Origin of the sequence: Acidovorax sp. Root402, from assembly GCF_001425125.1 — a bacterium.
In the GTDB taxonomy this organism is placed as follows: Bacteria; Pseudomonadota; Gammaproteobacteria; order Burkholderiales; family Burkholderiaceae_C; genus Acidovorax; species Acidovorax delafieldii.
The window spans coordinates 112,556-135,922 of record NZ_LMDQ01000012.1 but is presented as its reverse complement, the minus strand read 5'-3'; the positions used below and the strand labels follow the sequence as shown (position 1 = coordinate 135,922).

Genomic DNA, 23,367 nt, shown 5'->3' with positions numbered 1-23,367 from the left:
TCACAGGTCCAGTGTGCTGAATGCCGTCCACAGCCTTTGCGACTGGCGTGACCGAGGCCAGTGCCCCCGCGCAAGGGCCGCCCCGCCGCGCTGGGGGCGTTCCCCTCCCGAATCGCGCAGCGAATCGAGAGAGGGGGAAGGCGCGAAGCGACTCAGGGGGTGCTTCATTTCAAGCGATCTGATTTTTGAAACGATTTCTGCCGCTTGAACAAGCCCTTGCGGTAGAACGGGAACATCTGCAGCCAGGTGCGCACCTTGAGCCAGCGGCCATACAGCCCCATGGGCTCGAACAGCACAAACGCGATCAGCACGACGCCGTACACCACCGCCTGCAGGCCGGGTGACTGGCCGATGGAGTCCGGCAGCCAGTCCTTGCCCAGGGAGATGAGCTGTGGCATGGAGATCAGGAAAATTGCGCCCAGAAAGGCGCCATGCACCGAGCCCAGCCCGCCGATCACGATCATCAGCAGCAGGTCGATGGACTGCAGGATGTTGAACTGGTCGGGCGAGATGAACTGCAGCTTGTGCGCGTACAACGCACCGCCGACGCCTGCCAGTGCGGCCGATATGGAGAACGACAGCGTCTTGTAGCGCGCGAGGTGGATGCCCATGCTCTGTGCGGAGATCTCTGAATCACGGATGGCGACAAACGCGCGGCCCGTGGGCGAGCGCAGCAGGTTCAGGATGGCCAGCGTGCTGACCACCGCAATCACGAGGCACAGAAAGTAGAACGACTCCGTGGTCTCGAACGAGTAGCCCGCGATTTGTGGCGGTACCAGGTGCTTGCCGGAGTTGCCGCCGGTCACCGACTCCCAGCGCGCAAAAACTTCTTCCACAATGAACCCGAACGACAGCGTGGCCATGCCCAGGTAGATGCCCTTGACGCGCAATGCGGGCAGGCCTACCACCACGCCCACAGCGGCCGACAGCCCCGCCGCGCAGGCCAGCGACAGCCCAAACGGCCAGCCCATGCCCGTGAGCACGGCCTGCGTATACGCCCCCACGCCCAGAAACGCTGCGTGCCCCAGCGAGAACAAGCCGGTGAAGCCCGCCAGTAGCATCAGCCCCAGGCCCACGATGGCGTAGATGAGCACAAAGGTGAGCTGCGCCAGCCAATACTCCGGCGCCACCCAGGGTGCGGCGACCAGGGCCAGGCACAGCAGGCTGTACCAGAACACATGCCCGCCATGCTTGGCGAGGCGAATGTCTTGCTCGTACGAGGTCTTGAAGAGAAAGCGCATGGGTCAGACTTTCTTTCTCAGCTTCTCGCCGAACAGTCCGTTGGGTTTGACCATCAGCATGATCAGCACCACGATGTACGCGGCCGTGTCCTTGAACCCATCGGGCAGATAGAAGCCCGAGAGCGATTCGACGATGCCGATCACCAGTCCGCCGACGATGGCGCCCGGCAGGCTGCCAAAGCCGCCCACCACAGCGGCCGGGAAGGCCTTGAGGCCGATCAGCCCCATGTTGGCGTGCACGAAGGTAATGGGCGCCAGCAGCAGGCCTGCCACCGCAGCCACGGCGGCGGCCAGGCCCCAGGCCAGACCGTTGAGCCGCTGCACCGGAATGCCCATGTAGTAGGCGGCCAGCTGGTTCTGCGACGACGCCTGCATGGCGATGCCCAGCTTGCTGTAGCGGAACATGGCAAACAGCAGCACGCACAACACGCCCGTGGCGCCGATCACCACCAGCTGCTCGGCGTTGAGCACCAGTGCACCGAGGCGAAACGACAGGTCCTTGTAGGGCACGGGCAGCGTGTGAGTTTCCGTGCCGATGTTGGGGATCATGGTCACCAGCCCACGCAGCACGTAGCCGATGCCGATGGTGAGCATGACGATGGAGAAGGCGGGCTGGCCCAGGATGGGACGGATCACGGCGCGCTCCAGCACCACGCCAAAGCAGCCCATGGCCAGGATGCTGGCGAGCACGGCCACCCAGAAGGGAAAGCCCAGCACCGTCATGAGTGCCAGCCCGCAGAAGGCGCCGAGCATCATGAGTTCGCCCTGGGCGAAGCTCACGGTCTCCGTGGCCTTGTAGATGAGCACGAAGCCCAGCGCGATCAGGCCGTAGATGCACCCCTGGGAGACACCGCTGATCAACAGTTGCACAAATTGCACACTGGCTCTCCAGAATAAGTGATACGCAAAGCGGGTAAGAGCGGGGCATATGCCTTGTGGGCATGTGCCAGGTGCATCGTTGCTTGCGCAGGTCCTGCAGATTATTTTTACAAAGCGATTGCTTTGCATAAATAATGGTGCACGCGTGCTGTGCATACCGCACTCGGGGCTAACCCTGATGGGGTGGGCGAGCGGGTAGCGGCGGATATTGACGCAGCGCTGCACCCTGCGCAATAGGAGTAACGTCGGGTGGGTGAACAAGTTCTGAGCACCGGACCACAGGAGAGCCGCATGTCCGTAGAGGTTGAAACGCAAGGCGGTGTCACGCTGGTGACATTGCGCCGGCCTGATGTGCGCAACGCGGTGGATGCCGACACCGCCCGCGCACTGCATGCGGCCTTTCTGGCCTTTGAGCACGATGAAAGCGCCAATGTGGCGGTGTTCCAGGGCGCTGGCGGGCATTTTTGTGCGGGCTGGGATCTGCAGTCGGGCGCGCGTCTCCTAGCCGACGGCGTTGCGCCCGAAGCGCTGGCAGAGACGCTCGACTTCCCCCCCGACGCGGTCCACCCGCCGGGGCCTATGGGACCGAGTCGCCTGCATCTGTCCAAGCCGGTGATCGCAGCGATCGAAGGCGCCGCTGTGGCCGGCGGCATGGAGCTGGCACTGTGGTGCGACCTGCGCGTGATAGCGGAGGACGCCTACATGGGCGTGTTCTGCCGCCGTTTTGGCGTGCCGCTGATCGATGGCGGCACCGTGCGCCTGCCGCGCCTTGTCGGGCTGTCACACGCGCTCGACCTGATCCTGACCGGGCGCAAGGTGGAATCTGCCGAAGCCCTGCGCATGGGGCTGTGCAACCGCGTGGTGCCTGCCGGGCAGGCGCTGGAGGCCGCCCTGGCGCTGGCACATCAGTTGGCCGCCTTCCCGCAGGCCACCCTGCGTGCAGACCGCGCCAGCGCGCTGGCCGCCGAGGGCTTGCCTTTGCAGCAGGCCTTGCTGCAGGAGTGGGCGGGTGGCCGCGAATGCCTGGCCGACGCGCTGCGTGGCGCCTCGCGGTTTGCGGCTGGGCAGGGACGCCACGGCCAGTTTTAAGTCAAAATGCCTCCAGGTGCTTGTGTATCAAGCGCCAGCAGCTATAAAAACAGGAGCCATCGGACCGATGGGCGCAGCGCGCTGCAGGTCCGCACACAGCACACCATGAGCAAAACCATTTCCCCCCAGCCACAGGCTTTTGAGCCCGAGTTCATCGCCGGGCTCAAGTCCATCTTTGAAGAAAAGATCGTGTTCAACCAGGTCCTGGGGCTCAAGGTCACCGCCCTGGCGCCTGACGGCGTGGTGGGACGCATCGACATGAAGCCCGACCTGGTGGGTCACTACGCCTACAACCGCATCCACGGTGGCGTGATCAGTGCGGGGCTCGACGCCATGGGCGGCCTGGCCGTGATGGCTGCGATTGGCGCCAAGCACCTGGACGAGCCGCCCGAGCAGCGCCTGCACCGCTTTGCCAAGCTGGGCACCATCGACCTGCGCATCGACTACCTGCGCCCGGGCATTGGCAGCCACTTTGAGCTGCGCGCGCAGGTGTTGCGGCTGGGATCGCGTGTCGCCACGACACGCATGGAGTTTCTGGGGCCGGATGGGCAGATCATGTCGGCGGGGGCTGCGGCTTACATCGTTTCTTGATCCGGGCGTGCTGCCGTGCGCGGGATGTGTGATCCCGCAAGCCTTGCAAGCGCATGCTACGAGAGAACCGTTTGGTTACCGTTCTTGCGTAACGAAGGCATCTTTCCAGGGGCACGAAACCTACGATGACTCTCTTTTCAAGGAGATCTGATGGCCGTGCAAAACCCTTTCTTTGGCAAGCGTGAACCCGAGTCGTTCCAACCCCGCAGCAGCACCACCTCAGGCTCCGTATTGGGCGGCACGGCGGCCAGCAGCGCCGCACCTGCGCAGCCGGTGCCTGCTCCATCTGCCCCCAAGTCGGCCAGTGCCAGCGACAGCTCGGGCAGTAAGCTCACGGTGGGCCCGAACATCAAGCTCAAGGGCGTGGAGATCACCGACTGCGACACGCTCGTGGTCGAAGGCACGGTCGAGGCCACGATGGATTCGCGCGTGATCCAGATCTCGGAGCACGGCGCCTTCAAGGGCTCGGCTGAAATCGACATTGCCGAGATCCACGGCGAGTTCAACGGCACGCTCACCGTGCGGCAAAAGCTGGTGATCTACAGCACCGGCAAGGTCAACGGCAAGATCCGCTACGGCAAGCTGGTGGTGGAAGAGGGTGGACAGCTGGCGGGAGAGATCGAGGCCGGTTTTTCCGCATCGTCGTCCAGCAGCACACAGCGGGCAGCAGCCCCCTTGAGGGCTGAGCCAGCCGCGCTGGCAGCCTGATCTGCACTCACAGCCGCGCCCCGATAGGCGCGGTCAGTCCGTTCGATTCCGTTCGGTGGCTCACGCAGGCGCGTTGTGCTTGGGCACCGGGCGCGGCCTGCCCTGGTGGTCGATGGCCACATAGGTCAGTCGCGCCTCCGTCACTTTCACATACTGCCCCTGGGCAGAAAAACGCTCGGCATACACCTCCACCTCCACGGTGACCGAGGTGTTGCCGACGCGCGTGATGGCCGAGAAGAACGACAGGATGTCGCCCACGCGCACGGGCTGCTTGAAGATGAATTCATTGACCGCCACCGTGGCCATGCGGCCCTGGATGTAGCGCGCGGGCAGCACGGAGCCCGCCAGGTCGACCTGCGCCATCACCCATCCGCCAAAGATGTCGCCATTGCCGTTGGTGTCGGCGGGCATGGGGATGACCTTGAGCACCAGCTCCTTGTCGGTGGGCAATGCGGCGGGTGGTGGGCTGAAAACGGCAGACATGGGCACAATCTCGGTTGGGGCTGAGCCAATCCTTGGGGAAACCGGTGGTTTCACAAGGCCTCGCGCCCTGAAAAAGCCACCTGGGCATCAGCCAGGTCGGTAAAAACAACAACCGGAATTGTCCCCCATGCGCCACCACGGCGAAACCTCCCCCCCTACCGCCGCCAACGCGCCCGGTGCCACCGTCAGTGGCACGGCCGCCAGTCCCGCACCGGTCCAGTCGGACTGGGTCACCCTGCACCGATTGCTGCCCTACCTGTGGCAATACAAATGGCGCGTGATAGCCGCCATCGTCTTCATGGTGGGCGCCAAGTTCGCCAACGTGGGCGTGCCCATCCTGCTCAAGACGCTGGTCGATGCCATGAGCCTGAAGCCGGGCGACCCCGCCGCGCTGCTGGTGGTGCCGGTGGGGCTGCTGGTGGCCTACGGCGCGCTGCGGCTGTCCACCTCGCTGTTCACCGAGCTGCGCGAGCTGGTGTTTGCCAAGGCCACGCAGGGCGCAGCGCGCTCGATTGCGCTGCAGACCTTTGAGCACCTGCACGCCCTGAGCCTGCGGTTTCACCTGGAGCGGCAGACGGGTGGCATGACGCGTGACATCGAGCGCGGTGTGCGCGGCATCGAGTCGCTGATCTCGTTCACGCTGTTCAACGTGGTCGCCACCTTGGTTGAGGTGGTGCTGGTGCTGTCGGTGCTGGCCATCAAGTTCGACGCCTGGTTCGCGTGGATCACGCTGGCGGCGCTGGCGCTGTACATCCTCTTCACGGTGCTGGTGACCGAGTGGCGCACCCAGTTCCGCCGCGAGGCCAATGAGTTCGACTCGGCCGCGCATTCCAAGGCCGTGGATTCGCTGCTCAACTACGAGACGGTGAAGTACTTCAACAACGAAGGCTTCGAGGCCCGCCGCTATGACGAAAGCCTGGAGCGCCTGCGCCGCGCGCGCCTGAAGAGCCAGACCACGCTGTCGCTGCTCAACACCGGCCAGCAGCTCATCATTGCCGTGGGCCTGGTGGCCATGCTCTGGCGCGCAACGCAGGGCGTGGTCGATGGCCGCATGACGCTGGGCGACCTGGTCATGGTCAATGCCTTCATGATCCAGCTGTACATCCCGCTCAACTTCCTGGGCGTGATCTACCGCGAGATCAAGCAAAGCCTCACCGACTTGGACAAGATGTTCACGCTGATGGACAAGGAGCGCGAGGTGGCTGACGCCCCGGGCGCCCAGTCGCTGGCGGGGCTGGATCAGCCCACCGTGCGTTTCGAGGACGTGGTGTTTGCCTATGACGCCAAGGGCGGGCGCACCATCCTGCAAGGCATCAGTTTCGAGATCCCGGCGGGCAAGACGGTGGCGGTGGTGGGGCCCTCGGGCTCGGGCAAGAGCACGCTGGCGCGGCTGCTGTTCCGCTTCTACGACATCCAGCAGGGGCGCATCACCATTGCGGGGCAGGAGATCCGCAGCGTGACGCAGGGCAGCGTGCGCCAGGCGATTGGCATCGTGCCGCAGGACACGGTGCTGTTCAACGATACCGTGGCCTACAACATCGCCTATGGCCGCCCTGGCGCCAGCCAGGACGAGATCGAATCCGCCGCCCGCGCCGCGCGCATCCACGACTTCATCGCCAGCACACCCAAGGGCTACGCCACCATGGTCGGCGAGCGGGGGCTCAAGCTTTCGGGCGGTGAAAAGCAGCGCGTGGCGATTGCCCGCACCTTGCTCAAGAACCCGCCCATCCTGATCTTTGACGAAGCCACCAGCGCGCTGGACTCCGCCAACGAGCGCGCCATCCAGGCCGAGCTGCAGGGCGTGGCGCAGAACAAGACCACGCTGGTGATTGCCCATCGCCTGTCCACGGTGGTGGACGCGCACGAGATCCTGGTCATGGACGCGGGCCGCATCATCGAGCGCGGCACGCACGCGCAGCTGCTGGCCCTCGGCGGCCGCTACGCCAGCATGTGGTCGCTCCAGCAAAGCGATGCTGCCGCCTGAGCGGCATCCCTCTCTCTTTTATTTGTTTCGCGATTTGTAATCCATGAAGCCCGTCCTTCTTGCCCTCATGTTTTTGTCTGAAGAGCACATCGCGCAGATGGCCCAGGCCTTTGAAGTGATCTACGCCCCCGATGCACCGCAGGCCTCCACCGCCATCGCGCAGCACGGCAGCCGCGTGCGTGTGGTGCTCACCATCGGTGCGGTGGGCCTGAGCCCGGCGCAGATCGATGCGCTGCCCGCGCTCACACTCATCTGCGCGCTGGGCGCAGGCTACGAGAACGTGGCGGTGGCCCATGCCAAGGCGCGCGGCATTGTGGTGGCCACCGGTGCAGGCACCAACGACGACTGCGTGGCCGACCACACCTGGGGCCTGCTGATCGCGGCGCAGCGCCGCATCCTGCCGCTGGACAAGGCCACCCGCGCAGGCATCTGGCGCACCGCTTTGCCGCTGCCCCCCAATGTGTCGCACAAGCGCTTGGGCATCATCGGCCTGGGCACCATTGGCAAGAAGATTGCGCAGCGCGCCCTGGGCTTCGAGATCGAGGTGGGCTACCACAACCGCAGCGCCCGCACCGATGTGCCTTACCGCTACTTTGCCGATGTGCCGGCGCTGGCCGCGTGGGCAGACTTTCTTGTCATCGCCACGCCTGGCGGCGCGGGCACCAAGCATCTGGTCAACGCGGACGTGTTGAATGCGCTGGGCCCGCGTGGCGTGGTGGTCAACATCGCGCGCGGCAGCGTGATCGACACCACCGCCCTGGCCGCCGCGCTGCGCGATGGCCGCATTGCCGCAGCGGGCCTGGATGTGTACGAGAGCGAGCCCTTGCCCCCGACCGAGCTGCTGGACCTGGACAACGTGGTGCTCACACCCCATGTGGCGGGCTGGTCGCCCGAGGCCGTGCAGGCCTCGATAGACCGGTTCATGGAGAACGCCCGGCGCCACCTGGCGGGCGAGGCACCGGTCACGCCGGTGTGATGGGTTTCAGGTATTTCAGGCCGCTAGCGCAGGTGGAATATGCGCTGGTAGCTATTAAATCAGGAGCATTGGAATGTCTGTCGATCTGACGGAGCTGCAGGCTCGGTTGCGCGCATTTGCGGCACAGCGGCAGTGGCAGCCGTTCCACACCCCCAAGAACCTGGCGATGGCGCTGATGGTCGAGACGGCCGAGCTGGCGGAAATCTTTCAGTGGATGACGCCGGAGCAGTCGCTCGCGGTGCGTGAGGATCCGGCGCTGAAAGAGCCCATTGCCGATGAGGTGGCCGACGTGCTGCTGTACCTGCTGCAGCTGGCGGACCACGCGGGCGTGGACCTGGCCGAGGCGGTGGAGAACAAGCTGCGCAAAAACGCGGTCAAGCACCCAGTCCCTGATGATTTGAAGTGAAAGTGGCGGGTGGCGCTAGTGCAATATGCCTTGATTGCTATCAAATAGATAGTAATCTCGCAGGCCTGTCACCCGCAGTTGCCTTTATGCCCGCCCAGCAAAAAGCCCCGCCATGGCGGGGCTTGTGCAAACACCGGGCGACTGCCACGCACCGGTGCCGGGTCCGTTGAAGGATTACTTCTTGCGGGCGGCAATGGCCTTCTCGGCGGAGCCCACCAGGTCGGCGCCGATCTGGCCCTTCCACTTTTCGTACACGGGGCGCGTGGCCTTCACGAACGCGTCGCGCTCGGCGGCGGACAGCTGCGTGACGGTCACGCCGTTGGCGGCGATGTCCTTGAGCAGGGGCTTGTCGGCCTCGACCATGCCTTTGCGGGCAATAGCGATTTCTTCCTTGCCGGCGTCGATGGCGGCCTGCTTCACGATCTCACGGTCCGCAGGGGTCCACGACGCCCAGATGTCCTTGTTCACCACGAACACCAGCGGGTCGTTCACGTAGCCCCACATGGTGATGTGCTTCTGGGCCACGGTGTGCAGCTTGGCGGCCTGGTACACGGCGATGGGGTTCTCCTGGCCGTCCACAGCACCGCTGGCAAACGCGGGCTGTGCGTCGGCCCAGCTCATCTGCGTGGGGTTGGCGCCCAGCGCGGTGAAGGTGTCCAGGAACAGGGGCGAGCCCACCACGCGGATCTTCAGGCCCTTGAGGTCGGCAGGGCTCTTGATGGCCAGCTTGGAGTTGGAGATTTCGCGGTAGCCGTTTTCACCCCAGGCCAAGGGCACCACGCCTGCCTTCTCCAGCGTGGTGAAGATCTGCTTGCCCACATCGCCCTGCGTCACCGCATCGACGGCCGCGTAGTCGGGGAACAGGAAGGGCAGCGAGAACAGGTTGAGCTGCTTGACCTGGGGCGACCAGTTGATGGTGGAGCCCACCGCCATGTCGATCACGCCCTGGCGCAGCGCGCTGAACTCGCGCGTCTGGTCGCCCTGGATCAGGGAGACGCCGGGGTACAGCTTGATGTTGATGCGGCCGTTGGTGCGCTCGCGCACCTTGTTGGCCCACAGCTCGCCGCCCTTGCCCCAGGGGAAGGCCGTGCCCAGCACCAGCGACATGCGGTACTCGCTCTTGTACGCAGTCTGTGCGAGGGCAGCAGGTGCGGTGAAGGCGAGGGCGGCGGCAGCGGCCACGGCAGAAGTGAGGAAGGTGCGCAGTTTCATTGTTTCAGTCTCCTGGTTAGAAATTCATCAAAAGAGGTCAGTAGCCCAGCTTGGCGGGCAGCCACAGGGCCAGTTGCGGGAAGGCGATCACGGCCACCATCACGAGGAACATGGCAAACAACATCCAGCCCACCCAGCGCACGGTGGATTCCATGCGCACACCGGCAATGCGGCACGACACCATGAGGTTCACGGCCAGCGGCGGGGTGAACTGGCCCAGCGCCACCTTGAGGGTCAGGATCACGCCGAACCATACGGGGTCCCATTGGTAGTGCTGCATGATGGGCAACAAAAGCGGCACGAAGATCAGGAAGATCGAGATGCCGTCGAGGAACATGCCCACGGTGATGAGCAGCACGATGAGCAGCGCCAGCACGCCATACTCGCCCAGACCCGAATTCACGATAGCGTTGGCCACGGGGTCGATCACGCCCAGCGTGGACAGCGAGTAGGCAAAGATGCCCGCGAGCGAGACCACGATGAGGATCACCGCCGACAGCTCGCCCGATTCGCGCAAGATGGGGAACAGGTCGCGCACAGAAATCGTGCGGTGGATCACCATGCCCACGAACAGGCCGTAGAACACCGCGACCACGGCGGCTTCCGTCGGCGTGAACCAACCGGCACGCATGCCGCCCAGGATCAGCACCGGCGCGGCCAGGCCCCAGGTGGCCTCGCGCAGGCTCTTCCAGAATGGGGGGCGGGGCATGGTGGCTTCGAGCGCGCCCATCTTGTGCTTGCGCGCCATCCACACGGCGGGCACGATCAGCGCCACGCCCGCCAGGATGCCGGGGATCATGCCAGCCGCAAACAGCGCGGGCACCGAGGCGCCGGGCACCAGCACCGAGTAGATGATGAACGCGACCGAGGGCGGGATCAGGATGTCGGTGGCCGCAGCGGCCCCCACCACGCTGGCCGAGAACGAGGGCGGGTAGCCCGCGCGCGACATGGCCGCGATCATCACCCCGCCCACAGCAGCGGCATTGGCCGGGCCCGAGCCCGAGATGCCGCCCAGGAACATGGCCACCGCAATGGCCACCAGCGGCAGCATGCCCGGGCCACGCCCGACAATGGCCACGGCAAAGTTCACGAGGCGCAGCGCTACGCCCGAGCGGTCGAAGATGGAGCCGACCAGCACGAACATGGGGATGGCCAGCAGCGGGTACTTGCCCAGCCCGGCGTAGAAGTTCTGCGGCACGGCCAGCAGGCCGAACCACTGGCTGTCGGCATTGGCCAGCGCGATGGCGGCGGCACCGGCCAGGCCCAGCGCGGCGCCAATCGGCACGCCCACAAACATCAGGCCCAGAAAGGCCACAAACAGCAGCGTTGCGATCATGGTTGCGCATCCTTGTGCGCCGGGGCGGCATCGCTGACCGCGCCGCGGCTGCGGCGGATGAACAGCCCAATGGCGCGTGCCGTGATGAGCGCAGAGAACACGGGCAGCCAGATTGAATACCACCACTGCGGCACGCCGATGCCGGGGGAGGTTTCGCCAAAGCTGTAGTCGTCCCACACCACGCGCACGCTCAGAACGGCGATGACGCCAAACAGCAGGGCCACAGTGGCCGCGCCCAGCATGGACAGGCGCTTGCTGCGCAGGGCAGAGCCGCCCTCGGCAAAGTACTCGATGCGGATGTGCTGGTCGCGCGCCACGGCGGCCGAGCCTGCGATGAGCGCCAGCGCGATCATCAGGAACACCGAGATTTCTTCGGTCCAGGCGAACGAGGAGTTGGTGAAGTAACGCACCAGCACGTTGGCAAAGGTGATGAGTGCGAGGGCCGCCATGACGATGACGGTGAGCCAGTCTTCAAGGCGCAGCGAGCGGGGCTCGGCCTCGGGACTCGCGGCGCCGGGCAGTGCGTCGGTCGCAGGCCCTTGGGGGGAGGAGGAGGACATGGGGCAGGGGAAGGAGGAGAACAAACACGGGAGCATGCGGGTCGCCCTGCCCGGCAGTGTTGTGCACCAGGGGCCTCGACGCTGAGCGCTGTAGGCGCCGCTTTCTATTATGCGATGGGTTGCTATGCATGCACACCATTGGTGCGCCGCGTCAGCACTGTGTAAACCCTCATGCCAGCGGCCAGCACGGTGTAGCCCGCGCGCGGATAATGCACCGATGGAAACCAAGTGGCTTGAAGATTTCGTCAGTCTTGCGGAAACCCGCAGCTTCAGCCGGTCAGCGCAGCTGCGGCATGTGACCCAGCCAGCGTTCTCGCGGCGCATCCAGGCGCTGGAGGCCTGGGCCGGCACCGACCTGGTGGACCGCAGCTCCTACCCCACCCGGCTGACCCCGGCCGGCAAGACCCTGTACGACCAGGCCCTGGAAATGCTCCAGTCGCTGCAGAACACGCGTGCCATGCTGCGCGCGCACACCAGCGCAGGCAAGGACATGATCGAGTTCGCCGTGCCCCACACGCTGGCGTTCACGTTCTTCCCGGCCTGGGTGTCCAGCCTGCACGACAAGTTCGGCCCGTTCAAAAGCCGCCTGATTGCGCTGAATGTGCACGACGCGGTGATGCGCCTGGTCGAAGGCGGGTGCGACCTGCTGATCGCCTACCACCACCCCTCGCAGCCCTTTCAGCTCGATGCCGATCGGTATGAGATGGTCAGCCTGGGTCAGGAAGTGTTGTCGCCCTACAGCAAGGCCGACGCCGAGGGCCAGCCCGTGCACCGCCTGCCCGGCCGCGCGGGCCAGCCGCTGCCCTACCTGGGCTATGCGCCCGGCGCCTACCTGGGGCGGGTGACCGAACTCATCCTCAAACAATCGCAGACGCCCATTCATCTGGAGCGCGTGTACGAGACCGATATGGCCGAAGGTCTCAAGGCCATGGCGCTGGAAGGGCATGGCGTGGCCTTCTTGCCCCACAGCGCCGTGAAGAAGGAGCTGCGCTCGCGCCGCCTGGTCAGCGCCGCGCCCCCCGATACCGAAGGCCTGCAGATGACCATGGATGTGCGTGCCTACCGCGAAAAGCCCAATGGCAAGGACACCCCCAAAGGCACGGCGCAGGCGCTGTGGACCTACCTGCAGGCCCAAGCGGCCTCATGCTAAGGGTAAATACGGACATAAACACTTTGCATAGTTGTGCGCGCAAACGGCATTGGAATTTCACCGTAACGACACGTACAGTCTGCGCCATCGCCGGATCGGTGGATAGCAGCGTGTGCCTTGGCAGGGCCCCACGGTGGCACGAAGATTGCAAACCCGGTTCATTCCTTCACAGAGGCATCGTATGAAAGTTCAGCATTGGGGATTGGCCTGGGGCCTCGCAGCACTGTGCTGTGCGGTCGGTGCGTCTGCGCAGGCCAGCGTGCTGGAGCGCGTGGCTGGCGGTGGCAAGCTGGTCATTGCCTACCGTGAATCCTCGGTGCCTTTCTCGTACATCGACAGCCAGTCGGGCAAGCCCGTGGGCTATGCGCTGGACCTGTGCCTGCGCATGGCCGAGCTGGTGCGCAAGAAGACCGGCAAGAAGGACATGGAGATCGAGCTGGTGCCTGTCACGCCGGCCAACCGCATCGCCATGATCGAGCAGGGCAAGGCCGACATGGAGTGTGGCTCCACCACCAACAACGCCGAGCGGCGCCAGAAGGTGGCCTTCACCATCCCCCACTTCATCACCGGCGCGCGGCTGCTGGTCAAGTCCTCCAGCACCATCGACAGGGTGGAGGATCTCAACGGCAAGAAGCTGGTGTCCACCAAGGGCACGACGCCCCTGAAGGCGGCCGACCAAGCCAACCGCGAGCGCCTGATGGGCATCACCATCGTCGAGGCACCCGACCATGCCAAGGCGGTCGAGATGGTCGAGAAGGGTGAGGCCGATGCGTTTGTGATGGACGACGTGCTGCTGTACGGCCTGGCGGCCGGGCGGCCCGACCCCAAGGCGCTCAAGGTGGTGGGCCGCTTCATGACCACCGAGCCACTGGCCATCATGCTGCCCAAGAACGACCCTGAGTTCAAAAAGCTGGTGGACGAGGAAATGCGCCGCCTGATTACGAGCCGCGAGATTTACCCGATTTACGACAAGTGGTTCAACAAGGCCATTCCGCCCAACAACACCGTGCTGAGCCTGCCGGTCAGTTACTTGTTGCGCGACTTCTGGAAATACCCTACCGACCAGGTCCCGTTCTGACTAATATCCCTGGTTGCGTGCTACCCCTTTTTGGAGTGCGGTCCTGACCGGTTACCCCCGGCTGGCCCCTGTCTCTAAAATCCCCCCCTTTTTCGTTTTCAACACAAGGAGATCCCTATGAAGAAACATTTGCTCGCGGTTGCCGTGACCGCCTTGGCTGCAGGCAGCGTATTTGCCCAGGCCAATGACACTCTGGCCAAGATCAAGGCCTCCGGCAGCGTGACGCTGGGCGTGCGCGAGTCTTCGGGTCTTTCGTACACGCTGGGCAACGGCAAGTACGTGGGTTTCCACACCGAAATGGGCGAGATCGTTCTGCACGACATCCAGAAGCAACTGGGCTTGCCCAAGCTGGATATCAAGTACCAGCCCGTGACCTCGCAAAACCGTATTCCGCTGGTGACCAACGGCACCGTGGATCTGGAGTGCGGCTCCACCACCAACAACGCTGCCCGCCAAAAGGACGTGGCGTTTGCCGTGACCACCTATGTGGAAGAAGTGCGCACCGTGGTGAAGGCCAACTCGGGCATCACCTCGATCAAGGACCTGAACGGCAAGACCGTGGCCACCACCACCGGCACGACCTCCGTGCAGACCCTGCGCAAGCACGAACGTGCTGGCGGCATCGACTTCAAGGAAGTGTTCGGCAAGGACCACGCCGACAGCTTCCTGATGCTGGAAACCGGCCGTGCTGACGCATTCGTGATGGACGGCTCCATCCTGGCTGCCAACGTCTCCAAGTCCAAGAACCCTGCCGATTACAAGATCGTGGGCGAAGTGCTGTCGGTGGAACCCATCGCCTGCATGCTGCGCAAGGACGACCCCGCGTTCAAGAAGGCTGTGGACGACTCCATCAAGCGCCAGATCGCCGACGGCTCGCTGGCCAAGCTGTACGACAAGTGGTTCATGCAACCTGTGCCACCGACCAACACCAAGATCGGCCTGCCGATGTCCGACGCTACCAAGGCAGCCTGGGCATCGCCTAACGACAAGCCCATGGAAGACTACGCCAAGAAGTAAGCTCTGCAACGCTTGTGCCCCTTCGGCCAGCTGGTTTGAAGGGGCTTTTTTGTTGGGTCGGCCCAGTGGGTCCCCCAGCGCAAAACCAAAAATTAAAGGGGTGCTCCTATGAGTTGGGATTGGCAGGTGTTCTGCCAGGACACCATGGACCGGGATGTGGTGCAGGGCTGCTTTGGCAAAGGCGGCGAGATCACCTACCTGGACTGGATGCTGTCGGCCTGGGGCTGGACGGTGTCCGTTTCGCTGCTGGCCTTGCTGCTGGCGCTTGTGTTGGGTTCATTCATCGGTACGCTGCGCACATTGCAGGATCGCCCGATGATCGTTCGGCTGGGCAATGCCTGGGTCGAGCTGTTTCGCAATATTCCGCTGCTGGTGCAGATTTTCCTGTGGTACCACGTGCTGCCCAGCCTGTTCCCGGTGCTGCGGGGCGTGCCCGGTTTTGCGCTGGTGGTGCTGGCGCTGGGCTTTTTCACCTCGGCACGTATCGCCGAGCAGGTGCGTTCGGGCATCCAGGCCCTGCCACGCGGCCAGCGGTATGCCGGCATGGCCATGGGTTTCACCACCTTCCAGACCTACCGCTATGTGCTGCTGCCCATGGCGTTTCGCATCATCATTCCGCCACTGACCAGCGAGACGATGAACATCTTCAAGAACTCGTCCGTGGCGTTTGCCGTGTCGGTGGCTGAACTCACCATGTTCGCCATGCAGGCGCAGGAAGAAACCTCGCGCGGCATCGAGGTCTATCTGGCGGTGACCACGCTGTACATCATCTCGGCGTTTGCGATCAACCGCATCATGGCCTTCATTGAAAAGCGCGCACGCATCCCTGGCATGGTCGTGAGTGGCGCGGCCGGAGGGGGGCATTGATATGAATCTCGATTTCTCCTTCTACAACTGGGACCTGATCTCCAACTTCGTGCTCAAGGGGCTGTACTTCAGCCTGATCCTCACGCTGGTGGCCACCATCGGGGGCGTGCTGTTCGGCACCGTGCTGGCCCTCATGCGCCTGTCGGGCAAGAAGTGGCTGGATGTGCCCGCCACCATCTACGTCAACGGCATGCGCTCCATTCCGCTGGTGATGGTGATTCTGTGGTTCTTCCTGCTGGTGCCCGCCATCATCGGCCGCCCCATTGGCGCGGAAGTGTCGGCAGTCATCACCTTCATTGCCTTTGAGGCAGCGTACTTCAGCGAAATCATGCGCGCTGGCATCCAGTCCATCCCACGCGGCCAGGTGTACGCCGGCCAGGCATTGGGCATGACCTACGGCCAGAACATGAAGCTGGTGGTGCTGCCCCAGGCGTTCCGCAACATGCTGCCCGTGCTGCTCACCCAGACCATCATCCTGTTCCAGGACACGTCGCTGGTTTACGCCATTGGCGCCTACGACATGCTCAAGGGCTTTGAAGTGGCGGGCAAGAACTTTGGTCGTCCGATCGAGGCGTACCTGGCCGCTGCGGTTCTGTACTTCATCATGTGCTATGCGCTGTCCTGGGCGGTCAAGCGCCTGCACCAGAAGATCGCGATCATCCGCTGATCGAGGCTGGTGCAAAAGAGATTGGATTGAGGAAAAAGAAATGATCGAACTCAAAAACGTATCCAAGTGGTATGGCCCGGTGCAGGTGCTCAACGAGTGCTCGGCCACCATCAACAAGGGTGAAGTGGTCGTGGTCTGCGGGCCCTCGGGCTCTGGCAAGTCCACACTCATCAAGACCATCAACGCGCTCGAACCCTTCCAGAAGGGCGAGATCACGGTCGATGGCGTGAAGCTGCATGACCCCAGCACCAACCTGCCCAAGCTGCGCAGCCGCGTGGGCATGGTGTTCCAGCACTTCGAGCTGTTCCCCCACCTGTCGGTGACGGACAACCTGACCATTGCGCAGATCAAGGTGCTGGGCCGCAGCGCGGACGACGCCAAGAAGCGCGGCCTCAAGATGCTGGAGCGCGTGGGCCTGATCGCCCACAAGGACAAGTTCCCCGGCCAGCTCTCGGGCGGTCAGCAACAGCGCGTGGCCATTGCGCGCGCGCTGAGCATGGACCCCATCGTGATGCTGTTCGACGAACCCACATCCGCGCTCGACCCCGAAATGGTCGGTGAAGTGCTGGACGTGATGGTGGGCCTGGCCAACGAAGGCATGACCATGATGTGCGTGACCCACGAAATGGGCTTTGCCCGCAAGGTGAGCAACCGCGTGATCTTCATGGACGTGGGCGGCAAGATCCTGGAAGACTGCTCCAAGGACGACTTCTTCAACAACCCCGACGCACGCCAGCCGCGTACCAAGGACTTCCTTAACAAGATTCTGCAGCACTGAACGGTGCTTGCCCCCCTGCCGCAAGGGTTGGGGGCTACAAAAAAAGCGCTCTCTGGAGCGCTTTTTTCATGGGGCCACCCAGGGCTGAACGTCTGCCGCGCGCAGGCTAACGCTTGCTCCGCCGACCGGCTGGCGAGGGGCTTTCCACGATGAGTTGCGACTCGAAATCTGTCCACAGATCGTCGCGCCGCTTCAGTGCCTCGGACACCGCCTTGTGCCGCAGCTGGGCCACGGCCGACACCAGCGCATTGCACAGGAAGAACGCGGCGGTGTAAGAGTCGAACGGCGACGCATTGGACGTGCGCACCTGCAGCCGGTGGTGGGACAGCGCCGCCAAGGGCGCGGCGGCGCTGTCGGTGATGGCCAGCACCTGGGCCCCGGCGTCGCGAAAGCGCTGCGCCACTTTCACCGGCCCGCTGGCGTAGCGGCGGATGCTGAAGACCAGCAAGGCATCTTCGGGCTGGATCCACAGCAGCTGGTCGGTGGCGTCCACCGCGCCAGCCCCCAGTTCGTGCACGCCCGGGCGGCACATGTTCAGGTGCAGCGCCAGCCAGGCGGCCACCGGGGCACTGTTGATCTGCGCCAGCACAAAGATGCGTCCCTTGCCCTGTGCGATACGTGCCACCATGGCCTCGAAGGCCGCCATGTCCAGTCCGTCGCGCGTGGTGGTGAGGTTGTGCTGGTCGTGCAGCAGCGCGTCGTCCACGCACTGCTGCAGGCTGCGCCGGGTGCCGATGGTGACCGGCGCGCGCTGCCCCGCCGTTTGCAGCAGGGCGGTGACCTCGGCCCGCGCCTCGCGCTGGGCCTCGGCATAGCTGCCGTAGCCCAGCTTGGCAAACAGCCGCACCACGGTCGATGCACTGGTGCCAGTGCGCGCAGCGAGGGCGGTGGCGGACTCCAGCAGGGCGTGGGGGTAGTCGCGCCCCAGGGCCTCGGCCAGCGCCCGTTCGCTGGCGGTCAGGTCGGCGTCCTGGCGGGCCAGCCGCTCGGTCAGCAAGGCGCTGGATTCGTGCAATGATGATTTCATAAAATTCTCATTCGTGCAAAATACGTTGCAGAACCCCGGGTCGCGTGCAACACTGCGGCCCAAATTTTGCCCCTACCTGGGGCTTGCCCAAGGACAACGATGCTCAATACCCTGAACGAAGGTCTGCTGCCGGTGCGTGCGCAGGTCCTGGACTGGCTGGCCAGACAGCAGCAGTCCATGCAAGACCTGTTGCAAAAAGTGGTCAATATCGAGAGCGGCAGCCGCAATGAGGCGGGCGTGACAGCCGTGGCCCATGCCCTGGCCGAGCGCCTGCAGGCGGCCGGTGTGCCGGTGCAGTTTGAGCCCGTGCCCGGTTATGGCGTGCTGCTGCATGCGCAGGTCAACCCGGCAGAGGGCGCTGCAGCCGGTGGCGCGCCCATCATCCTCATGGGGCACATGGACACGGTGTTTCCCGATGGCACCGTGGCCAAGCGCCCTTACCGCGAAGAAGCGGGGCGCGCCTACGGCCCAGGCGTGGCCGACATGAAGTCCGGCCTGGTGCTCAACGTGTTTGTGGCCGAGGCCTTTGCGCGCTGCGGCGGCCTGCAGGCGCCGCTGCACCTGTTCTTCTCGTGCGATGAAGAGATCGGTTCGCCCGCCACGCGTGACCTCATCATGGCCCGCGTGCGGGGGGCGCGTGTGGTGTTCAACGCCGAGCCGGGCCGTGTCAGCGGCAACGTGGTCACCAGCCGCAAGGGCTCGATGGTGGTGGAGTTCGAGGTGCAGGGCGTGGCCGCGCATGCAGGCATCAACCACGCCGCTGGCGCCAGTGCCATCGAAGCCCTGGCCCGCAAGACCCTGGCGCTGCATGCGCTGACCGACCCGGCCACGGGCGTCACCTGTAATGTGGGCGTGGTGCAAGGGGGTATCGTGCCCAACATGGTGGCCCCACACGCCCGCGCTGAGGTGGACCTGCGCTTTACCGCCGACACCAACCCCGACGAACTGCTGGAGCGCGTGCGTGCCATCGTCGAAGAAGAGTCCGTGCCCCGCACCCAGGGCCGCATCACCACCACGCGCCGCACCCTGCCCATGAAGCCCACCCCGGACGACCTGCTGGCGCTGTACCAGCAAGGCGCGCGGTCGCTGGGCTTTGAGGTGCAAGGCGAGTTCACCGGCGGCGCGGCCGACAGCGGCCTGACCGCATCGGTGGGCGTCCCTACGCTGTGCGCCACGGGCCCGGTAGGCGGCCACGCACACACCGAACGCGAGTACTGCGAGCTGTCCACCTTTGTGCCACGCGCGCAGGCCGTGGCGCTGGCCGTGCTGGCACACCCCTGATTTCTTGTACCTCCCCGCTCCTTTTTTGAGTTCTTTGATCGTCATGCACACCACACCTTCCCGTCGCCACCTTCTGACCACCGGACTGGGCCTTGCTGGCCTCGCCGCGCTGCCCGCCATGGCGCAAGACAAGTTCCCTTCGCGCCCGATCACGCTGGTGGTGCCCTTCCCGCCGGGTGGGTCGGTGGACATCATGGCGCGCCAGTATTCCGAGCCGCTGTCGCGCGTGCTGGGCGTGCCCATCGTGGTGGAAAACCGCGCCGGCGCGGGTGGCTCGGTGGGCGCGCAGTATGTGGCGCGCTCCAAAGCCGATGGCTACACCCTGGTCGTGTCATCGCAAAGCAGCCACCTGGCCAACCCGCTGACCCAGCCCAAGATCGGCTACGACCCGGTCAAGGATTTTGAGAATATCGCCATCCTGGGCCGCCAGCCCAACGCGCTGGTGGTGCACAGCAGCCTGCCGTTCAAGACCTTCAAGGAGTTCATCGACTACGCCAAGAAGAACCCGGGCAAGCTCAACTACGGCAGCGGCGGCGTGGGCAGCATGGGCCAGCTCAATGTGGAAATGCTCAAGGTGTCCACGGGCGTGTTCACCACGCACATTCCCTACCGTGGGGGCACGCCGCTGATCACGGGCGTGCTGGGCAACGAGGTGCAGTTCATCCTCGACAACCTGGTCATCATGCTGCCGCACATCCAGGCGGGCAAGGTGCGCGCCCTGGCCGTGGCGGCCGACCAGCGCCTGCCGCAGCTGCCCGATGTGCCCACCATGGCCGAGGTGGGCCACCCCGAGCTCAACCTCACCTCCTGGACAGGCCTGGCCGCGCCTGCGGGCACACCCGATGCGGTGGTGCAGACGCTGTACAAGGCCGCGCGCCAAGTGGCCACATCGCCCGCCATGGTGGCCAACCTCAGGGACCGTGGCGTGATCGTGCCGGAAGAGATGTCGCCCGCCGCGTTCGAAAAAATGATGGCGGACCGGATCGTGAAGTTCGGCGCGGTCGTCAAACGCGCAGGGATCACCGCCGAATAAACCGGCAGATCTGCTCCTGGCGCTACCGTGATGAGCCGTTTCATGCGGTAGCGCTACGAAAATATGCCTCGATAGCTATGAATTTGAGAGCGTTTGGAGGCGGCATGTCCGCAATGGGACAATGACGCCCATGACTGCAGCCCCCCAAACCCTCACCATCACCCGCCCCGACGACTGGCACCTGCACGTGCGCGACGGCGAGCCCCTGCACACCGTCGTGCCCCATACCGCCGCCCAGTTCGGGCGTGCGATCATCATGCCCAATCTGCGCCCACCGGTCACCACGGCCGAGCAGGCCCTGGCCTATAAGCAGCGCATCCTGGCCGCCGTGCCCGCAGGCATGCGCTTTGAGCCGCTGATGACGCTGTACCTGACCGACAACCTCCCGCCCGAAGAAATCGTGCGTGCCAAGGCCGCAGGCGTGGTGGCCTGCAAGCTCTACCCCGCAGGCGCCACCACCAACAGCGACGCGGGCGTGACCGACCTGCGCAAGACCTATAAAACGCTGGAAGCCATGCAGAAGGCCGGCATGCTGCTGCTGGTGCACGGCGAAGTGACCAGCAGCGACATCGACCTGTTCGACCGCGAGGCCGTGTTCATCGAGCAGCAGCTCATCCCGCTGCGCCGCGACTTCCCCGAGCTGAAGATCGTCTTCGAGCACATCACCACCAAGGACGCGGCCGACTACGTGGCCAGCGTCGACCGCTTCACCGCCGCCACCATCACCGCGCACCACCTGCTGTACAACCGCAACGCCATCTTCATCGGCGGCGTGCGCCCCCATTACTACTGCCTGCCAGTGCTCAAGCGCGAAACGCACCGCGTGGCCCTGGTGCAGGCCGCCACCAGCGGCAGCAGCAAGTTCTTTTTGGGCACCGACAGTGCACCGCACCCGGCGCACCTCAAGGAGCATGCCACCGGCTGCGCGGGCTGCTACACAGCCCACGCGGCCATCGAGATGTATGCCGAGGCGTTCGACAATGCCGGGGCGCTCGACCAGCTCGAAGGCTTCGCCAGCTTCCACGGCCCGGACTTCTACAGCCTGCCGCGCAACACCACCACCATCACCCTGCGCCGCGAGTCGTGGACGCCGCCCGACAGCTTTGCGTTTGGCGAAGCCGAACTCAAGCCCCTGCGCGCCGGTGAAGCCCTGCCGTGGCGGCTGGTGTAAGTCCGCCCTTCGACGCCATCGACTGGAGCGCCCCCTGGCTGGCGCCGTGGCGCGGCCTGGGCCAACCCCTGGCCCGGCAGCTGCTGCACGATGACCCATCGGTGCACCAGGCATTGCAGACCGCAGCGCCGCAGGGTGCTCCCGTGGTTTTTGTGCCCCAGTCCGCGCTGCCCGAAGGCACCGCCTACGAGCAGTACATCTGGGACACCCGCCGCGTGCCCACGCGCGACAACCTGCACGACTTTTTCAACGGCCTGGTGTGGTTGCGGTTTCCGCACACCAAGCGGCGCTTGAACCAGCTGCAGGCCCAGGCCATCGCCGCCGATGGCGTGCAGGCCGTGCGCGGACCGCTGCGCGATGCACTCACGGTGTTTGATGAAAACGGCGCACTGCTGCAGGCGCCGGATGCCCTGTGGGATGCGCTCCGGGCGAGGGACTGGCAGCGCCTGTTCATCGACCTGCGCCCGCTGTGGGACCAGGCCCGGCTGGTGCTGTTCGGGCACGCACTGCTCGAAAAGCTGGTTTCCCCGCGAAAACCCATGGTGGCGCACGTATTTCATGCGCCGGCAGCTATTGATTCCATAGCGGAGGTGGATGAGTGGCTGGCAGGGCAGGTGGAGGCCTCGGCATGGTCCAGCAAGCCCTTCACGCCGCTGCCAGTGCTGGGCGTTCCTGGCTGGTGGCCGGCCAATGCAGCGCCGGGCTTCTATGCCGATGCGCAGGTGTTCCGGCCCTTGCGGCCTGCGGCGGTTTCGTAATTCCCGCCAAGGCTTGTGTGATAAGGCCCCGGCCGGGGTTTGCACCTACCATAGCGCGATGAAATCGCGGCCATGGGGGGCTGCCACGGCCTCGCCGCCTGGAGACTGGCGCTTGAAGCGGCGCCCCGGGCCCCCATCTGAGCCTGCAAACACTCGTTGTTGTTTACCCCACGGAGAAACCATTCCATGAAGCGGATCCTTTTGTTTGTGATGACCAACCTGGCCGTCGTTGTCGTGCTGGGGGTGGTGGCCAGCCTGCTGGGCGTCAACCGCTACCTCACGGCCAACGGGCTCAACCTGGGCGCGCTGCTGGGCTTTGCGCTCGTCATGGGTTTTGGCGGCGCGATCATCTCGCTGCTCATCAGCAAGCCCATGGCCAAGTGGACCTCGGGTGTGCGCGTGATCGACGGCTCCGGCTCGCCGGACGAGCGCTGGATCGTCGAGACCGTGCGCAAGTTCGCCGACCAGGCCCAGATCGGCATGCCCGAAGTCGGCATCTTTGAAGGCGACCCCAATGCGTTTGCCACGGGCGCGTTCAAGAACTCCGCCCTGGTGGCGGTGTCCACCGGCCTGCTGCAGGGCATGACCCGCGACGAGGTCGAGGCCGTGATCGGCCACGAAGTGGCCCACATCGCCAACGGCGACATGGTGACCATGACGCTGATCCAGGGCGTGATGAACACCTTCGTGGTGTTCCTGTCGCGCGTCATCGGCTACGCGGTGGACAGCTTCCTGCGCAAGAACGACGAGAACAGCTCGGGCCCCGGCATCGGCTACTACGTGACCACCATCGTGCTCGACATCGTGCTGGGCTTTGTGGCCGCGATGATCGTGGCCTGGTTCAGCCGCCAGCGCGAGTTCCGCGCCGACGCGGGCGCAGCCCAGCTGATGGGCCGCCGCCAGCCCATGATCAACGCGCTGGCCCGCCTGGGTGGCATGCACCCCGGCGAGCTGCCCAAGAGCGTGGCGGCCATGGGCATCGCCGGTGGCATTGGCAAGCTGTTCAGCACCCACCCGCCCATCGAAGAGCGCATTGCTGCGCTGCAGAACGCACAGCAGCAATAACCCGAACCGC

The 23,367-nt window shown here is 64.8% G+C and carries 24 protein-coding genes; 17 read left to right on the top strand and 7 right to left on the bottom strand.

What is annotated here, in order from left to right; genetic code table 11:
• Positions 1 to 164: 164 nt before the first annotated feature.
• Positions 165 to 1,241: a branched-chain amino acid ABC transporter permease gene (locus ASC83_RS05735; RefSeq protein ID WP_056059367.1), complete on the bottom strand. Its 1,077-nt coding sequence runs from the start codon at positions 1,239 to 1,241 to the stop codon at positions 165 to 167.
• A gap of 3 nt (positions 1,242 to 1,244) precedes the next feature.
• Positions 1,245 to 2,120, bottom strand: a complete 876-nt coding sequence (locus ASC83_RS05730; protein ID WP_056059365.1) for a branched-chain amino acid ABC transporter permease — start codon at positions 2,118 to 2,120, stop codon at positions 1,245 to 1,247.
• Positions 2,121 to 2,411: 291 nt separating this feature from the next.
• Between ASC83_RS05730 and ASC83_RS05725 the strand changes: the two genes are divergently transcribed.
• The 3 genes from ASC83_RS05725 (at position 2,412) to ASC83_RS05715 (ending at position 4,508) form a co-directional block, all read left to right on the top strand.
• Positions 2,412 to 3,209, top strand: coding sequence for a crotonase/enoyl-CoA hydratase family protein (locus ASC83_RS05725; protein WP_056059362.1), 798 nt, complete (start codon positions 2,412 to 2,414; stop codon positions 3,207 to 3,209).
• Between the two features lie 105 nt (positions 3,210 to 3,314).
• Positions 3,315 to 3,800 (top strand): thioesterase family protein, encoded by a 486-nt coding sequence (locus ASC83_RS05720; protein ID WP_056059361.1) that lies wholly within the window; start codon positions 3,315 to 3,317, stop codon positions 3,798 to 3,800.
• A 150-nt stretch (positions 3,801 to 3,950) separates the two neighbouring features.
• The gene (locus tag ASC83_RS05715) at positions 3,951 to 4,508 is read left to right on the top strand and encodes a polymer-forming cytoskeletal protein (RefSeq protein ID WP_056059359.1); all 558 of its coding nucleotides are present in this window, start codon (positions 3,951 to 3,953) and stop codon (positions 4,506 to 4,508) included.
• 60 nt (positions 4,509 to 4,568) lie between these two features.
• On the opposite strand, the gene ASC83_RS05710 is transcribed toward ASC83_RS05715, so the two are convergent.
• Positions 4,569 to 4,991: an acyl-CoA thioesterase gene (locus ASC83_RS05710; protein WP_015012492.1), complete on the bottom strand. Its 423-nt coding sequence runs from the start codon at positions 4,989 to 4,991 to the stop codon at positions 4,569 to 4,571.
• Between the two features lie 127 nt (positions 4,992 to 5,118).
• On the opposite strand from ASC83_RS05710, the gene ASC83_RS05705 reads away from it, so the two are divergent.
• The 3 genes from ASC83_RS05705 (at position 5,119) to ASC83_RS05695 (ending at position 8,357) form a co-directional block, all read left to right on the top strand.
• Positions 5,119 to 6,975, top strand: coding sequence for an ABC transporter ATP-binding protein/permease (locus tag ASC83_RS05705; RefSeq protein ID WP_056059357.1), 1,857 nt, complete (start codon positions 5,119 to 5,121; stop codon positions 6,973 to 6,975).
• Positions 6,976 to 7,018: 43 nt separating this feature from the next.
• Positions 7,019 to 7,951 carry a 2-hydroxyacid dehydrogenase gene (locus ASC83_RS05700; RefSeq protein WP_056059355.1) on the top strand — a complete coding sequence of 311 codons (933 nt, stop codon included), beginning with the start codon at positions 7,019 to 7,021 and terminating at the stop codon, positions 7,949 to 7,951.
• A 73-nt stretch (positions 7,952 to 8,024) separates the two neighbouring features.
• The gene (locus tag ASC83_RS05695; protein WP_056059353.1) at positions 8,025 to 8,357 is read left to right on the top strand and encodes a nucleotide pyrophosphohydrolase; all 333 of its coding nucleotides are present in this window, start codon (positions 8,025 to 8,027) and stop codon (positions 8,355 to 8,357) included.
• Positions 8,358 to 8,531: 174 nt separating this feature from the next.
• Here ASC83_RS05695 and ASC83_RS05690 read toward each other — a convergent pair whose 3' ends face one another.
• Genes ASC83_RS05690 through ASC83_RS05680 form a run of 3 tightly spaced genes read right to left on the bottom strand, consistent with a single transcriptional unit; the run spans position 8,532 to position 11,465 of the window.
• Positions 8,532 to 9,569, bottom strand: a complete 1,038-nt coding sequence (locus ASC83_RS05690) for a DctP family TRAP transporter solute-binding subunit (protein ID WP_056059351.1) — start codon at positions 9,567 to 9,569, stop codon at positions 8,532 to 8,534.
• A gap of 37 nt (positions 9,570 to 9,606) precedes the next feature.
• Positions 9,607 to 10,905, bottom strand: coding sequence for a TRAP transporter large permease (locus tag ASC83_RS05685; protein WP_056059349.1), 1,299 nt, complete (start codon positions 10,903 to 10,905; stop codon positions 9,607 to 9,609).
• Complete coding sequence (locus tag ASC83_RS05680; RefSeq protein WP_056059347.1) at positions 10,902 to 11,465, bottom strand: TRAP transporter small permease; 564 nt, start codon at positions 11,463 to 11,465, stop codon at positions 10,902 to 10,904. Before ASC83_RS05680 ends, ASC83_RS05685 begins: the two co-directional genes overlap by 4 nt.
• Before the next feature lie 217 nt (positions 11,466 to 11,682).
• On the opposite strand from ASC83_RS05680, the gene ASC83_RS05675 reads away from it, so the two are divergent.
• From ASC83_RS05675 to ASC83_RS05650, 6 genes are all read left to right on the top strand, one after another.
• Entirely contained in the window at positions 11,683 to 12,615 is a 933-nt protein-coding gene (locus ASC83_RS05675) for a LysR family transcriptional regulator (RefSeq protein WP_056059345.1), read from the top strand.
• Between the two features lie 181 nt (positions 12,616 to 12,796).
• Positions 12,797 to 13,693: an amino acid ABC transporter substrate-binding protein gene (locus ASC83_RS05670; RefSeq protein WP_056059343.1), complete on the top strand. Its 897-nt coding sequence runs from the start codon at positions 12,797 to 12,799 to the stop codon at positions 13,691 to 13,693.
• A gap of 117 nt (positions 13,694 to 13,810) precedes the next feature.
• Complete coding sequence (locus ASC83_RS05665; RefSeq protein WP_056059342.1) at positions 13,811 to 14,710, top strand: amino acid ABC transporter substrate-binding protein; 900 nt, start codon at positions 13,811 to 13,813, stop codon at positions 14,708 to 14,710.
• Positions 14,711 to 14,818: 108 nt separating this feature from the next.
• A complete protein-coding gene (locus ASC83_RS05660) occupies positions 14,819 to 15,577 on the top strand; it encodes an amino acid ABC transporter permease (RefSeq protein ID WP_056059340.1) in 759 nt (252 codons plus the stop codon).
• 1 nt (position 15,578) lies between these two features.
• A complete protein-coding gene (locus ASC83_RS05655; RefSeq protein ID WP_056059987.1) occupies positions 15,579 to 16,244 on the top strand; it encodes an amino acid ABC transporter permease in 666 nt (221 codons plus the stop codon).
• Between the two features lie 40 nt (positions 16,245 to 16,284).
• Positions 16,285 to 17,022, top strand: coding sequence for an amino acid ABC transporter ATP-binding protein (locus tag ASC83_RS05650; RefSeq protein WP_056059339.1), 738 nt, complete (start codon positions 16,285 to 16,287; stop codon positions 17,020 to 17,022).
• 106 nt (positions 17,023 to 17,128) lie between these two features.
• Here ASC83_RS05650 and ASC83_RS05645 read toward each other — a convergent pair whose 3' ends face one another.
• Positions 17,129 to 18,049, bottom strand: a complete 921-nt coding sequence (locus ASC83_RS05645) for a MurR/RpiR family transcriptional regulator (RefSeq protein ID WP_055400817.1) — start codon at positions 18,047 to 18,049, stop codon at positions 17,129 to 17,131.
• A 99-nt stretch (positions 18,050 to 18,148) separates the two neighbouring features.
• Here ASC83_RS05645 and ASC83_RS05640 point away from each other — a divergent pair, with 99 nt between their 5' ends.
• The 5 genes from ASC83_RS05640 to htpX all read left to right on the top strand — a co-directional run bounded on the left by ASC83_RS05640 (position 18,149) and on the right by htpX (position 23,357).
• A complete protein-coding gene (locus ASC83_RS05640; RefSeq protein ID WP_056059337.1) occupies positions 18,149 to 19,330 on the top strand; it encodes a M20 family metallopeptidase in 1,182 nt (393 codons plus the stop codon).
• A 43-nt stretch (positions 19,331 to 19,373) separates the two neighbouring features.
• Positions 19,374 to 20,363 (top strand): tripartite tricarboxylate transporter substrate binding protein, encoded by a 990-nt coding sequence (locus ASC83_RS05635; RefSeq protein WP_056059985.1) that lies wholly within the window; start codon positions 19,374 to 19,376, stop codon positions 20,361 to 20,363.
• A gap of 130 nt (positions 20,364 to 20,493) precedes the next feature.
• On the top strand, positions 20,494 to 21,534 hold the full coding sequence (pyrC, locus tag ASC83_RS05630; RefSeq protein ID WP_056059983.1) for a dihydroorotase: 1,041 nt from the start codon (positions 20,494 to 20,496) through the stop codon (positions 21,532 to 21,534).
• Entirely contained in the window at positions 21,519 to 22,292 is a 774-nt protein-coding gene (locus tag ASC83_RS05625; RefSeq protein WP_056059335.1) for a DUF3025 domain-containing protein, read from the top strand. Before pyrC ends, ASC83_RS05625 begins: the two co-directional genes overlap by 16 nt.
• A 186-nt stretch (positions 22,293 to 22,478) precedes the next feature.
• Positions 22,479 to 23,357, top strand: a complete 879-nt coding sequence (gene htpX / locus ASC83_RS05620; protein WP_056059333.1) for a protease HtpX — start codon at positions 22,479 to 22,481, stop codon at positions 23,355 to 23,357.
• The last annotated feature ends 10 nt before the right edge of the window (positions 23,358 to 23,367 follow it).

Bases quoted from the DNA above. Each gene is read 5' to 3' on its own strand.
- ASC83_RS05735 (WP_056059367.1), bottom strand. From the start codon at position 1,241: ATGCGCTTTCTCTTCAAGACCTCGTACGAGCAAGACATTCGCCTCGCC.
- ASC83_RS05725 (WP_056059362.1), top strand. From the start codon at position 2,412: ATGTCCGTAGAGGTTGAAACGCAAGGCGGTGTCACGCTGGTGACATTG.
- ASC83_RS05720 (WP_056059361.1), top strand. From the start codon at position 3,315: ATGAGCAAAACCATTTCCCCCCAGCCACAGGCTTTTGAGCCCGAGTTC.
- ASC83_RS05715 (WP_056059359.1), top strand. From the start codon at position 3,951: ATGGCCGTGCAAAACCCTTTCTTTGGCAAGCGTGAACCCGAGTCGTTC.
- ASC83_RS05710 (WP_015012492.1), bottom strand. From the start codon at position 4,991: ATGTCTGCCGTTTTCAGCCCACCACCCGCCGCATTGCCCACCGACAAG.
- ASC83_RS05705 (WP_056059357.1), top strand. From the start codon at position 5,119: ATGCGCCACCACGGCGAAACCTCCCCCCCTACCGCCGCCAACGCGCCC.
- ASC83_RS05700 (WP_056059355.1), top strand. From the start codon at position 7,019: ATGAAGCCCGTCCTTCTTGCCCTCATGTTTTTGTCTGAAGAGCACATC.
- ASC83_RS05695 (WP_056059353.1), top strand. From the start codon at position 8,025: ATGTCTGTCGATCTGACGGAGCTGCAGGCTCGGTTGCGCGCATTTGCG.
- ASC83_RS05690 (WP_056059351.1), bottom strand. From the start codon at position 9,569: ATGAAACTGCGCACCTTCCTCACTTCTGCCGTGGCCGCTGCCGCCGCC.
- ASC83_RS05685 (WP_056059349.1), bottom strand. From the start codon at position 10,905: ATGATCGCAACGCTGCTGTTTGTGGCCTTTCTGGGCCTGATGTTTGTG.
- ASC83_RS05680 (WP_056059347.1), bottom strand. From the start codon at position 11,465: ATGTCCTCCTCCTCCCCCCAAGGGCCTGCGACCGACGCACTGCCCGGC.
- ASC83_RS05675 (WP_056059345.1), top strand. From the start codon at position 11,683: ATGGAAACCAAGTGGCTTGAAGATTTCGTCAGTCTTGCGGAAACCCGC.
- ASC83_RS05670 (WP_056059343.1), top strand. From the start codon at position 12,797: ATGAAAGTTCAGCATTGGGGATTGGCCTGGGGCCTCGCAGCACTGTGC.
- ASC83_RS05665 (WP_056059342.1), top strand. From the start codon at position 13,811: ATGAAGAAACATTTGCTCGCGGTTGCCGTGACCGCCTTGGCTGCAGGC.
- ASC83_RS05660 (WP_056059340.1), top strand. From the start codon at position 14,819: ATGAGTTGGGATTGGCAGGTGTTCTGCCAGGACACCATGGACCGGGAT.
- ASC83_RS05655 (WP_056059987.1), top strand. From the start codon at position 15,579: ATGAATCTCGATTTCTCCTTCTACAACTGGGACCTGATCTCCAACTTC.
- ASC83_RS05650 (WP_056059339.1), top strand. From the start codon at position 16,285: ATGATCGAACTCAAAAACGTATCCAAGTGGTATGGCCCGGTGCAGGTG.
- ASC83_RS05645 (WP_055400817.1), bottom strand. From the start codon at position 18,049: ATGAAATCATCATTGCACGAATCCAGCGCCTTGCTGACCGAGCGGCTG.
- ASC83_RS05640 (WP_056059337.1), top strand. From the start codon at position 18,149: ATGCTCAATACCCTGAACGAAGGTCTGCTGCCGGTGCGTGCGCAGGTC.
- ASC83_RS05635 (WP_056059985.1), top strand. From the start codon at position 19,374: ATGCACACCACACCTTCCCGTCGCCACCTTCTGACCACCGGACTGGGC.
- pyrC (WP_056059983.1), top strand. From the start codon at position 20,494: ATGACTGCAGCCCCCCAAACCCTCACCATCACCCGCCCCGACGACTGG.
- htpX (WP_056059333.1), top strand. From the start codon at position 22,479: ATGAAGCGGATCCTTTTGTTTGTGATGACCAACCTGGCCGTCGTTGTC.